This window comes from Microbispora siamensis (assembly GCF_016863095.1).
GTDB lineage: Bacteria > Actinomycetota > Actinomycetes > Streptosporangiales > Streptosporangiaceae > Microbispora > Microbispora siamensis.
Window position 1 is genome coordinate 195875 of sequence record NZ_BOOF01000006.1, and the last position, 12154, is coordinate 208028.

12 protein-coding genes are annotated in these 12154 nt (G+C 67.7%); 4 read left to right on the top strand and 8 right to left on the bottom strand.

The annotated features are described in order from the left end of the window. Positions 1–74: 74 nt before the first annotated feature. On the top strand, positions 75–503 hold the full coding sequence (gene mscL, locus Msi02_RS09410; protein ID WP_204047971.1) for a large conductance mechanosensitive channel protein MscL: 429 nt from the start codon (positions 75–77) through the stop codon (positions 501–503). A gap of 28 nt (positions 504–531) precedes the next feature. On the opposite strand, the gene Msi02_RS09415 is transcribed toward mscL, so the two are convergent. Both Msi02_RS09415 and Msi02_RS09420 read right to left on the bottom strand, forming a co-directional pair. Then, complete coding sequence (locus Msi02_RS09415; protein ID WP_204047972.1) at positions 532–1125, bottom strand: hypothetical protein; 594 nt, start codon at positions 1123–1125, stop codon at positions 532–534. Further along, positions 1122–1400, bottom strand: coding sequence for a hypothetical protein (locus Msi02_RS09420; protein ID WP_079319728.1), 279 nt, complete (start codon positions 1398–1400; stop codon positions 1122–1124). The genes Msi02_RS09415 and Msi02_RS09420 overlap by 4 nt, the downstream gene beginning before the upstream one ends. Before the next feature lie 505 nt (positions 1401–1905). On the opposite strand from Msi02_RS09420, the gene Msi02_RS09425 reads away from it, so the two are divergent. The 3 genes from Msi02_RS09425 to Msi02_RS09435 all read left to right on the top strand — a co-directional run bounded on the left by Msi02_RS09425 (position 1906) and on the right by Msi02_RS09435 (position 3330). After that, the gene (locus tag Msi02_RS09425) at positions 1906–2769 is read left to right on the top strand and encodes a helix-turn-helix domain-containing protein (RefSeq protein WP_204047973.1); all 864 of its coding nucleotides are present in this window, start codon (positions 1906–1908) and stop codon (positions 2767–2769) included. A 26-nt stretch (positions 2770–2795) separates the two neighbouring features. Further along, positions 2796–3053 carry a DUF397 domain-containing protein gene (locus Msi02_RS09430; protein WP_204047974.1) on the top strand — a complete coding sequence of 86 codons (258 nt, stop codon included), beginning with the start codon at positions 2796–2798 and terminating at the stop codon, positions 3051–3053. A gap of 76 nt (positions 3054–3129) precedes the next feature. Continuing rightward, positions 3130–3330, top strand: coding sequence for a DUF397 domain-containing protein (locus tag Msi02_RS09435; protein WP_079319731.1), 201 nt, complete (start codon positions 3130–3132; stop codon positions 3328–3330). 105 nt (positions 3331–3435) lie between these two features. Here Msi02_RS09435 and Msi02_RS09440 read toward each other — a convergent pair whose 3' ends face one another. From Msi02_RS09440 to Msi02_RS09465, 6 genes are all read right to left on the bottom strand, one after another. Next, a complete protein-coding gene (locus Msi02_RS09440) occupies positions 3436–5412 on the bottom strand; it encodes a glycosyl hydrolase family 28-related protein (protein ID WP_204047975.1) in 1977 nt (658 codons plus the stop codon). Beyond that, positions 5409–6977 (bottom strand): glycoside hydrolase family 13 protein, encoded by a 1569-nt coding sequence (locus Msi02_RS09445; protein ID WP_204047976.1) that lies wholly within the window; start codon positions 6975–6977, stop codon positions 5409–5411. Before Msi02_RS09445 ends, Msi02_RS09440 begins: the two co-directional genes overlap by 4 nt. A gap of 43 nt (positions 6978–7020) precedes the next feature. Continuing rightward, entirely contained in the window at positions 7021–7998 is a 978-nt protein-coding gene (locus tag Msi02_RS09450; RefSeq protein WP_204047977.1) for a carbohydrate ABC transporter permease, read from the bottom strand. 11 nt (positions 7999–8009) lie between these two features. After that, positions 8010–8933: a carbohydrate ABC transporter permease gene (locus Msi02_RS09455; RefSeq protein WP_079319735.1), complete on the bottom strand. Its 924-nt coding sequence runs from the start codon at positions 8931–8933 to the stop codon at positions 8010–8012. Between the two features lie 99 nt (positions 8934–9032). Next, the gene (locus tag Msi02_RS09460; protein WP_204047978.1) at positions 9033–10421 is read right to left on the bottom strand and encodes an extracellular solute-binding protein; all 1389 of its coding nucleotides are present in this window, start codon (positions 10419–10421) and stop codon (positions 9033–9035) included. A 644-nt stretch (positions 10422–11065) separates the two neighbouring features. Then, positions 11066–12076 carry a LacI family DNA-binding transcriptional regulator gene (locus tag Msi02_RS09465; protein WP_079319737.1) on the bottom strand — a complete coding sequence of 337 codons (1011 nt, stop codon included), beginning with the start codon at positions 12074–12076 and terminating at the stop codon, positions 11066–11068. Positions 12077–12154: the final 78 nt, after the last annotated feature.

The window sequence follows — 12154 nt, forward strand, 5'->3', positions numbered from 1 at the left end:
ATTGATCTTTTCGGGTATCCCGTCCGGGTCACGCCCTTGCATAGAGAAGGCAAAACCGGATAGGTCGTTGCCCCATGAGCGGATTCAAGAAGTTCCTCATGCGGGGCAACCTGGTGGAGCTCGCCGTCGCCGTGGTCGTGGGCGCGACGTTCAGCGGGCTCATCCAGGCTCTCGTACAGGACCTGATCACCCCCCTGATCGCGGCCGTCACCGGCGGGAAACAGCCCGACTTCTCCAGCTACAAGTTCACGGTCAACGGCGCGGTGTTCAAGTACGGCGACTTCATCAATCATCTGCTGACGTTCCTGATCGTCGCCGCCGTGGTCTACTGGCTGGTCGTCCTGCCGATGACCCGCTTCCTGAACCTCTTCGACACCAAGAAGGAGGCCACCGAGAAGAAGTGCCCCGAGTGCCTGTCGGACATCCCCGTCGACGCCCGGCGCTGCGCGTTCTGCACGGTCGAACTGTCTGCCGTCCCCGCCGCCGAGAAGCCCCCTGCCTGACCTCTCCGCGGGCCCGTCCTTCTCCTCGTCAGGGCCGGAACCGGGTCAGCGTCCGCTCCCCCGTTTCCGCCGGCTCCTGGGGAACCGGGCGGCCGGCGCGCCGCAGCACGTCCACGATGACGAGCGACGTCCGGTGCGGGTCCCTGGTGATCCGCACCCCGCGGGCCAGCCAGCACGCGGCGGCGATCATGTCCCGGGCCCGTTCGAGGTCGCCCGGGCTGGTCCCCGCCCTGCACCACACCCACAGGCGCTCGCCGAATGGCTCCGGCCTCGTACGGAGGATCACGGGCAGCTTGCCCCGCCGGTTGACGATCAACGCCTCGGCGCAGGCCTTCCGTACGCGGTGGGGCGTCACCACGCACCAGAAGCGGCCCGCCACCTCCCGGCGGGCCTGCGGCCACAGCAGGACGAGCAGGCAGACCAGAGAGCCGGTGACGATCGTGACGGCCGGGCCCGCCGTCCGCACGGCGACGACCACGACCACCGGCCCTCCCACCAGCAGCATCGCCTCGTAACGCCATCTCCACAGCACCACCAGCGGTCCCGGCCGCGCGACGGGAGAGGTCTCCCGCTCGATGAAACGCAGGACCAGGTGCGGGTTCCGCCTGACGGGGTGCCTCATGCCCGGCCGCCCGAGGGCCGCTCGGGCCTGCGGGAGGCGGGCGGTTCGAGCAGGTTGACCCGCCCGGTCCCCCGGCATCGGCGGCACGGCAGCCCGGTAGGGCACCGCCCCTTCGCCGAGCAGACCTTGCAGGCGGTGAGAGCATCGAACCGCGTGTCGCGGTAGGTGTGGGTGTGCCAGGTGCGCCGGATCTCCCAGCGCTGCACCCACGCGAACGCGTCGATCTCGGCGAACGCCTCGCCGCTGAGCTTCCACACGAGACCGACGATGCGCATCCGTAATCCGATTGGTGGACGATTACGGGTGTTCTGATGGTTGTATCCCATGGGATCATTCCTTCGCCGAGCAGCGGGTCGGATGGTCTCTCCGCTGGGTCGATGTGCCACCATCGGCCCAGCAGCGCGTCTAGACGAAAAGGGGCCGGAAGACGAGGCCCCCGGTTCGCATCGCCTCCCTCCGGAACTGGCTGTCCAGCCGCCACGTTGAGGCTTATGCGTACTATTCCCGCTTCTTGACTTTGGCAACCCTCCTCTGGCAATTGCCAATGGCACGGCCTTCCGTCTTCTGTCGATCGGGTGCGCCGCTCCGTGGCACCGGGCGGCACGTTGAGACCGTGCGTGCTGCTCCCGCCCTTGACCTCGACCCTCTTTGGCAAGAGCTATCGGATATTGCCAAAGGGAGTTGCCGTCAGACTCCGTTGCGGGGGTATATGATCAGTGCCCTCTCTACAGGGACTACGCCACGTGACGTGGAGCCGAGGCCAGGAAGAGGTGAACGTCAGTGGTCAGTTCCAACCCGACCCTGCGACGTCGCCGGCTCGCCGGCACACTGAGAGAACTTCGTCTCGCCCGTGGCATGACCATCGAAGAGGTCGCCAACGAACTCATGGTGTCGATCGCGAAGATATCGCGGCTCGAGACCGGGCAGCGCGGCGCGAGTCTCAGAGACGTGCGCGATCTGTGCCGTATCTACCAGGTCACGGACGAGGCGCAGATCGAGGCCCTCATGACGTTGGCTCGCGAGGCGAAAGAGCCCGGCCTGCGTCAGGAACTGGGCGACCTGGGGGACGAGGCGGCGTATCCGTACGTCGAACTGGAGTCCGGGGCATCCCGCATCACCGAGTTCCAGTGCTGCTTCCTCCCGGGCCTGCTGCAGACGGAGGACTACGCCCGGGCCTTGATCAGAGGCATGCTTCCGCGCATCGAGGACAACATCCTCAACAGCCGGGTGCTCGCTCGCATGAAGCGCAAGGAGCTGTTACGCAGGCAGGATGCGCCGCATTACTGGACACTCATCGACGAAGCGGCGCTGCACCGGAACGTCGGCGGCGTGCAGGTGATGCGCCAGCAACTTCTCGACATCATCGAGGTCGCCCGGCGGCCCAATGTCGTGGTGCAGGTGATCCCGTTCTCGGTGGGCGCGTACATGGGGCTGGACAACTCCTTCGCGTTCCTGGAGATACCCGATCCCAGCACGCCGGCCGTGGTTTTCATCGAAGGCCTGACGACCATGGAGTACCTGGAGAAACCCTCCCAGCTCGTGCCCTACAAGGAAACGATTGATTACCTGCGAGCGGCGGCGCTGCACCCACAAGAATCCGTGGCACGCATCGCTCGGATCTGTGAAGAGCAATTCCCCTCGTAGACACGAAACAGAAGGCATGGGAGACGATGAAGTCTCAGGGACGGGGCTCTGACGAGCCCCTATGGCGTACGGCCAGCCGCTGCAACAACGGCAACTGCGTCGCCGTAGCCACGCTCTCCGCCGACGTGATCGGAATGCGCGACACCAAGGACGCCAAGGGCCGCATTCTGGAGATACGGCGAGAGCAGTGGGAGCAATTCCTCCAGGAGGTGAAGGCGGGTCTGTTCGACACACACCTCCTGCCACATAACTCACAAAAGCACCATCCCGACCAGATGGATTGACTCTACGTAAAAAGCTACAATCATCATGGCGCGAGATCTTGTGCGAGATCGGCGATCGCCCCGGGAGGCAGCGCGCATGATGCAACCGACGTCGGAAGGCTCCGGCTGGATCACCCCCTGTAACGGAGGCAACTGCGTGGAAGTGGCCTTTCGGGACGGTCGGGTCGACGTTCGCGATGGAAAACGCGGAGAGGACGGTCCCATCCTTTCCTTCACCGCGGAGGAATGGCAGGCATTCGTCCAGGAAGTGAAAGCGGGCCGCTTCGACGCCCCCTGACGTGCGTATGGAATCACATAAGGGCTTCCCCGGCCGGGGCCGGGGAAGCCCTTCTTATGTCGTTCACGCCCACACGGACCGCGGGTCAGGCGACCTACGGCAGGGTCACCAGGGGGACGGGGCGGGTGGGGGGACGACCGGGGGGCGGTCGTCGCAGGTGATGGTGTTGGGCAGCATCCAGGGAGCGAGCCAGCCGCCGTCGTTGCCGCCGAGGTCGGTCAGGGAGAACTCCGACCCGGTGGGCGGGAAGTTGAAGGACCCGCAGTTGTTGACGCCCACCGCGCCGACGTTGCGGGCGTCCACGTTCTCGAAGGACGTCGAGCCCTTCACGCGGGCGCTGAGCACGGAGGTGCCCGTGCCGTCGACCCGGATGTCCTTGAAGCGGACCTTCGGGATCGCGTACAGGTCCTTCACCGACCACTCGCTGACCAGCATGATCGCGTTGTACGTGCTGTCCAGGTAGTGGTCGCCGCTGACCTCGATGTCGGCGTCGATGTCCTTCTCCAGGGCGTAGAACCAGATGGCCCCCAGGCCGATCTTCCAGTTCAGCTCGAACGTGCCGGCCCGTACGGTCGTGTTGCCGGTGATGCGGAGCTTGCCGGCGAACGGCTCGGCGCCGAACCGGGAGCCGACCTGGATGGCGCTGCCCTCCCTGATCGGGTCGGCGATCAGGTTGTTCGCGACCGTGTTGTCCGTGCCGCCGTAGATCGCGATGCCGTTGGCCAGCACGGGCGTCTGGATCGTGTTGTGGTCGAACGTGTTGCCCGCGTCGGCGGTCTTGTCGGACCACATGGCGAGCGCGTCGTCCCCGGTGTTGCGGAAGAAGTTGTTCGACACGACGGAGCCCGTCACGCCGGTGTGGAAGTTGAGCCCGTCCGCGATCTGGTCGACGATCACGTTGTTAGTGATCTTGATGTTGCGCATCGGGCCGTCGAACCACATGCCGACCTTGGTGTGGCGGATGTAGAGCCCGTCGATGGTCGAGTCGCTCATCGCGCCGCCGACGCCGTTGACCTGGTCGGTGTCGATCCGCTCGCGGACGTCGCCCTCGATGGCGAAGCCGGACAGGTGGACGTTGCGGCTGCCGCCCGCCGAGGCGTCCTTGCCGTAGAAGCCGACACCGGTGTGCACCGAGCCGTCCGGGGCCGGGGTGTCCAGGTCGACCTGGCGACCCTTGATGATCGTGTACCAGCTTCCGGCGCCCGTGATCGTCACGTCGTCCACCACGATGTGACGGTTCACCTGGTAGGTACCCGGTGGGATGTAGACCTTCAGGTGCGCCCGCTTGGCGAAGGCGACGGCCTTGTCGATCGCCCCGGCCGAGTCGCGCCTGCCGGCGGGGTCGGCGCCGAAGGCCAGCACGTTCGCCGCGACGACCTCGACGCGCGGCGGGCCGACGAGGTGCGAGTCGAGCAGGTCGACGACCGTCCACGCCGCGTTGCTCCCGGCCGGGACCGTCAGCCGTACGGTGTCGCCCGCCCGGTACGTACGGCCGAGCAGGAGGCGCTGCTCGTCGTAGAAGTGGTTCGGGCGGAACGGCTTGGTGATCTCCGGAGCCGGCGTGGTGGCGTTCGGCACGCAGGAGCACTCGGTGATCCACCAGTCGGGGTGCAGCAGCCCGGCGTTCGGATCGTTCGAGAACGGATACTGGTTGTAGAGCCAGGCGTACTGCGACGTTAGGGTCATGGTGGCCCGTTTGTGGCCGTTGACCGCGACGTCGAGCGGCGCGGTGATGCCGCCGCCCCCGGGAGCGTCCGGGACGCTGTACCGCACGGTGATCGCGTTCGCCGCCTTGGGCAGCGTGAACTCGACGTACTGCCCTGGGGTCAGCTTGACCGCCTTGCGGCCGGACGCCTCCGCGGGCAGCGTGTACGCGTCGCGGCCGGGGCCGATGACCGTGCCGTTCGTGGCGGCGTTCTCCGCCTCCTGCTCGGCGAAGTCGACATCGGCGCCGCGCCCGGACACGAGTGCCGGGTCGAGGGCGGCCCGCGTCACGACGGGGGCCTTCACCGAGGCGGACGCGGGCGTCTGTAAGACCGCGAGCCCGGTGGCGGCCAGGGCCGCCGCCAGCAGAATCCTCATCGGTCCTCCCTGACCCAGACCGCGGTGTCGGACGGGAGCAGGTCGCCGTCGAGAGGACCGCTGGCCAGCAGCACCGAACCCCTCTCCGGGAGCGCGACCGGCTCGGCGCCGAGGTTGACCAGGCAGACCAGGCCGGAATCGCGGCGGAACGCGATCACCTCGTCCCCGTACGGCAGCCAGGTCAGCGTGCCGTCACCGAGCAGTTCCCGGCGCAGGCGCAGGGCCGAACGGTAGAGGCAGAGCATCGAGCCCGGGTCGGCCTCCTGAGCCTCCACGGTGAGGTCGCGCCAGCCGGCCGGCTGCGGCAGCCAGGGCTCGCCCGTGCTGTAGCCGAAGGGCGGCTCGGTGCCCGACCACGGCAGCGGCACCCGGCAGCCGTCGCGGCCGCGGACCGTGTGGCCGGAGCGTTCCCACATCGGGTCGTCGATGAGTTCCTCGGGGATGTCCTCGACCTCGTTCAGGCCGAGCTCCTCCCCCTGGTAGACGTAGACGCTCCCGGGCAGCGCCATCGCGAGCAGCGCGGCCGCCCGCGCCCGGCGGCGGCCGAGCTCCAGGTCGGACGGCATGCCGTCCCGGCGTTCCGCATTGTCCCAGGACGTGACGGCCCGGCCGTAGCGGGTGACCGGACGGGCGACGTCGTGGTTGGACAGCACCCAGGTCGCGGGCGCGCCGATCGGCACGTGGGTGGCGAGGGTCAGGTCGATGCTGGCGCGCAGGGCGGCCGGCTCCCACGCACTCGACAGGAAGTCGAAGTTGAACGCGGTGTGGAGCTCGTCGGGGCGCAGGTAGTTGGCGAACCGCTCCTGGTCGGGCAGCCACACCTCGCCGATGAGGATCCGCCCGCCGTAGGAGTCGGACACCCGCCGCCACTCGCGGTAGATCTCGTGGACCCCGTCGTGGTCGGTGTAGGACTCCTCCACGCTGTCGAGGTCCTTGACGAGGACGGCCGCGGAGTCGATGCGTACGCCGTCCACGCCCCGGTCGAACCAGAACCGCAGCACGTCGAGGAACTCCTCGCGTACGGCCGGGTTGTTCCAGTTGAAGTCGGGCTGCTCGGGGGCGAACAGGTGGAGGTACCACTCGCCGTCCGGCACCTGCGTCCACGCCGGGCCGCCGAAGATCGACTGCCAGCCGTTGGGCGGGCCGTCGCCGACGCCGGGGCGGAACCAGAACCGCTCCCGGGCCTCCGAACCGGGACCGGCCGCCAGCGCCTCCTGGAACCATGCGTGCTGGTCGGACGCGTGGTTGGGGACGACGTCGACGATCGTACGGATGCCCAGGCCGTGGGCTTCCTCGATCAGCTTCTCGGCCTCGGCCAGGGTGCCGAAGACCGGCTCGATGCTGCGGTAGTCGGCGACATCGTAGCCGCCGTCGGCCATGGGAGAGGGATACCACGGGTTCAGCCAGATGGCGTCGACGCCGAGATCCGCCAGGTACGGCAGGCGTGACCGCAGCCCCGCCAGGTCACCCGTCCCGTCGCCGTTCCCGTCGGCGAAGCTGCGCAGGTAGACCTGGTAGATCGCGGCCCCGCGCCACCAATCGGGGGTCGAGGTGTTGCCGGGCATGCTGAATACAACTCCTTACGGGTGAAGGCGACAGATCGGGGCGTCAGCCCTTGAGGCTGCCGGCGGTGAGACCGGCCATGATGTGCCGCTGGAACAGGAAGAACACGACGATGGTCGGGATGCTCGCGATCACCAGGGAGGCGACCAGCACGTTCTGCGGCATCTGCGAGGAGAGCGAGGCGATGCCGATGCTCACCGACATCTTGTCGCTGTCCGGCAGGACCAGCAGCGGCCAGACGAAGTCGCGCCAGACGTTGACGACGGTGAGGATGGAGACGACGCCGAGGATGGGCCGGGAGATCGGGATCACCACCGACCACAGGATGCGGCCAGGCGACGCGCCGTCGATCTCGGCGGCTTCGAGCAGTTCCCTCGGGATCGAGTCGAAGAACCGCTTGAGCAGGAAGACGTTGAAGCCGTTGGCCGCGGCCGGCAGCCAGATCGCCCACGGCGTGTTCAGCAGGTTCCAGTGGAAGAACGGCACGTCCTTCACCGTGAGGTACGCCGGGAGCATGATGACCATGGGCGGGATCATCAGCGTCGACAGCATCAGGGCCAGGACGACCTTGCCGAGCGCCGGGCGGAGCTTCGACAGGGCGTAGGCCGCCGAGACGTCCACCGCGAGCGTCAGCAGCCAGGCGCCCCCGGCGTACAGGGCCGTGTTGCCGAGCAGCGTGCCGAGGCCGAGCAGATCCCACGCCTGCAGGTAGCCGTCCAGGGAGAAGTGCGACGGCAGGAAGGTCGGCGGGATCGCGTTGAGTTCCTCGGTGGACTTCATCGCACCGGTGATCATCCAGTAGAGCGGGAAGACGAACGCGGCGGTGAAGCTCACCACCACGATCACCAGCACGATCCAGTAGATGATCCGGCCGCGGGTCGTGTTGAGCTGGTGCGGCGAGACGGCGGTGCGGAACTGCGTGTTGATCGGCTTGCGGGGCCGCCGCTGCCCGCGGCGCTCGTGCCGGGCGGAGGTGGCCGGCGCCCCGGCCGAGCGGTCGGGCATGACGGTGATGTTGGACATGGTCGCTCCCCTCACACCGTGTTGTCGCGCGAGACGCGCAGGTAGATCGCGGAGAACACCATGAGCACGATCATGAGCATCAGGCCGAGCGCGTTGCCCGCGTTGAGATTGCCGAAGTTGAAGGCGTACTGGTACATGAGGTAGACGACGCTGACCGTGGCGTTCTCGGGGCCGCCGCCGGTGAGCAGGTAGGGCTCGATGAAGACCTGCATGGTCGCCACGATCTGCAGCAGCAGCATCACCAGCAAGATCAGCTTGGTCTGCGGGATCGTGACGTGCCAGATCCGCTTGAACAGGCCGGCGCCGTCGAGTTCCGCGGCCTCGTACAGCTCGCTCGGGATCGTCTGCAGGGCGGCGAGGTAGATCAGCGTGCCGCTGCCCATGTTCATCCAGGTGGAGACGATGACCAGCGAGATCAGCGCGGTGCTCGTCGAGTTGAGCCACTGCAGGCCGGGCAGGTGGAACAGGTCCAGGACCTGGTTGAACAGCCCGTAGTCGGGGTTGTAGAACCACTGGAACAACAGGACGCTCACCGCGGGCGGCAGCATGACCGGCAGGTAGACCACGAAGCGCAGGTAGGCGCGGGCGTGCCGGAGCTCGTTCAGGACGATCGCGGTGACGAAGGGGATCCCGTAGCCGCACAGCAGGGCGAGCAGGGTGAACACCGCGGTGTTGACCCAGGCCGGCCCGAACGCGGGATCGTTGACGACGGTGCGGAAGTTCTCCAGCCCCACCCATTTGGGCGGATCCACGAAGTTGGTCTTCTGGAAGCTGAGGATGACCTCCCGGACCATCGGATACCAGGAGAAGAACGCGAAACAGATCAGAGCGCCGCACAGGAAGCCGTAGGCGGTGACGTTGCGCCGCACGGCGCGCCGCAGTTTCGTCGGCTGCCGCCGCCTGCCGCCCGCTGCCGGGATGCTCGCTGTGGTCATCGTTGTGAATCCGATCTCGACGTGTTTGCCGGGGCGCCGGCCGCGCGAGGGTCACGGCCGCGGGCGGCGCCCCGGATTAGGCCCGGATTATCAGGGCGGTCAGCCCTTCGAGGCCAGCAGGGAGTTGACCTTCGACTCGGCGTCGGACAGAAGCTGGTCGATGTTCGCGTCCTTGCGGGTCAGCACGGCCGACATCGGAGTGTCGAGGATCTTGTAGATCTCCTGGGCGTACGGGCCGGGCTCGGCCTTGGGCGGGATGCCCTTGGAGCCCTCCACCCATCCGGCGAACTGCGAGGCGTCGATGTTGGCGTTCGCCTTGCGCAGCTCATTCACGGCCTGGCCGGACGGCGTGTCCGCGCCGTACAGGTCGGGGTACGGCTGGCCGACGGTCAGGTTCGCGCCCTTGGCCCGCACGTAGTCGAACTGGCCCTTGCCGGGGGTGAGGAACTTGTACTCGATCCACTTGAGGCCGGCCTTGATCTGCTCCGGCGTGGCCTTCGGGTTGATCATGTAGCCGGCGCCGCCGTTGAACAGGGCCTTCGCCTCGGGCTGGGCGGTGATGGCGTAGTTCTCGAACTTGCCGCCGAAGTCGTTGCGCAGCGAGATGAGCACGTCGGGCGCGCCCAGCATCATGCCCATCTTGCCGCCGGCCATGGCCTTCATCAGGGCCGGCCAGTCGATGTAGAGCTGGGAGCCCATGCTGTTGTCGACCCACCGCATCTGGTGGAGGTTCTCCAGCACGGCCTTGCCCTCGGGGGTGTTGAACGCGGCCTTCTTGCCGTCGTCGGTGATGACCGATCCACCGCGACCGTAGATGGAGGCGGTGAAGTGCCAGCCGCCGACGTTGTTGCCGCTGTACTCGCCGTACCCGACGTAGCCGGGGCCGAGCCCGGCGATCTTCTTGGCGGCGGCCTGGACGTCGGCCCACGTCTTGGGCGGGTTGTTCGGGTCGAGCCCGGCCTTGGTGAAGACCTCCTTGTTGTAGACGAGGCCCATGCCGTAGCCGTCGGTCGGCAGGCCGTAGACCTTGCCGTCCTTCTTGAACAGGTCGATCGAGCTGTTGTAGTCCTTGAACGTCTTGATCTCGTTGACGTACGGCGTGATGTCGGCGGCCTGCCCGCTCTCGATCAGGCGGCCGACGTTGGGGAAGTTGACGTAGAAGACCGTCTCCAGCTCGCCGCTGGCCAGCTTGGGCTCGAAGGTACGCGGGTCGTAGCAGGGGAAGGCGTCGGTGACCTTCGAGATCTTGATGTTGGGGTTCAGCTTCTGGAAGGCCGCCAGGTCTTCCTCGAAGGTCGCGCGCTCCGCCTTGTTCGTCTTCGGCGGCTCGCAGTTGACCGAGATCGACACCGGCCCGGCGCTGCCGGCTGCCGCGCCGGCCTTGTCGCCGGTGTTACCGCTGTTACCGCTGTCGTCCGTGCCGCACGCCGCGGCCGCTGCAATGGCAAGTCCCGAGACCAGCAGTATCGAGAGCTTGTGGGATTTCATCCTCGTTCCCTTCTGGAACCGCGCACCACGACCCGTCGAAGCACGCGGCTCGGGGCCGACTGGAGCGCCCCGATCCGCTCGGTTGCGAGAAACATACAGAGGCATGCAGGACTGAGCAATAGTTCGTCATTAACTCTGCAAAAAAGTGACAGTGATCGGTCTGTGACTGGCATGCCATCGCTGTGCACAGGACTCGAACGGCCCGAAGCGCACGCAGGACCGCACGACGGCGTGGGGAGCAGGGACCTGCGACGGCGTGGGGAGCAGGGACATGCGACGACGTGGAGGAGCAGGGACGCGCTCAAGAGCGGGCGGGTGCTCCGGCCGGCCGTGATAGTTGCGGCCCGGTGAGCCGCGGGAGCGGCCATCGCGGGCGCGGTGGTACAGGGCACGGTCTTACGCCGGCCTCCGCACCCGCCCGCCCCCGGCGCTCCGCGCCACACACGTTCACCGGGGTGGAGGGAGCGGAGCGGAAGGGAGCGAGGACCGCAGCGAAGGCCCAGCGGAGCGGGCTTCGCGAGGACCGGAGTTTCCTTCCGGCGCAGTGACCGACTTGCCCATGGTCCATGACGCCGCCCAACCCGCCCCAGGTTCGTGACGGTGACCAGCACGGCCAAGGTTGGTGACGGTGACCAGCCAGCCCACTAGGAGCGGGGGGCGGGGGCGGTCGAGGCGCGGACGACCAGTTCGGGCTCGAACAGCAGCTCGTCCCCGGGCACCACGGCGGCGTCGATCTGGGCCACCAGGAGCTCGACGGCCGCCCTGCCCATCGCGTCGATGGGCTGACGCACCGTCGTCAGCGGCGGGTCCACGCAGTTCATCAGCGCCGAGTCGTCATAGCCGATGACGGAGACGTCCTCGGGCACCGACAGGCCCGCCCGGCGGGCGGCCCTGATCGCGCCGAGGGCGAGCACGTCGCTGGCGCAGATGATGCCGGTCACGCCCCTGGCGACCATGCGCGTGGCGGCGGCGTGCCCGCCTTCCAGCGAGAACATCGTGTGCTCGACGTGGTCGGGGTCGAGTTCCAGGCCGTTGGCGGCCGCGTACGCCCGGAACGCGGCGAGCTTGCGCTGGGACGGCACGTGGTCGGGCGGGCCGAGCAGCATCGCCACCTGACGGTGCCCGAGCGCCATGAGATGGGCGAGCGCGATCTCGGCCGCGGCGACGTCGTCGCACGACACCTGCGGAAATCCGAGGTGCTCGACCGCGGCGTTGACGAGCACGGTCGGCAGCTTGCGTTCGAGGACCCTGCGGTAGTGGCTGTGGGAGGCGTCCCCCTGGGCGTACAGGCCGCCGGCGAAGACCATGCCGGACACGTGCTGCTGGAGGAGCAGGTCCACGTAGTCGGACTCGGAGACGCCGCCCACGGTCCGGGTGCACAGCACGGACGTGAACCCCTGCTGGGCCAGCGCGCCCCCCACGACCTCGGCGAACGCCGGGAAGATCGGGTTCTGCAGCTCGGGGAGGACCAGGCCGACGAGCCGGCCGCGGTCGCCGCGCAACTGGGTGGGCCGCTCGTATCCCAGCACGTCGAGCGCGGTGAGCACCGCCTCTCTGGTGGCGTCGGAGACCCCCGGCTTGCCGTTGAGCACGCGGCTCACCGTCGCCTCGCTCACGCCCACCTTCTTGGCCACTTCCGCAAGCCGTCGTGTCATGGACGCAACTATACGACAGTGAGCGCAAACGCTTTCATTCGCTTGCGCATGTGATCGCGAACAGCACGTCAGACCACT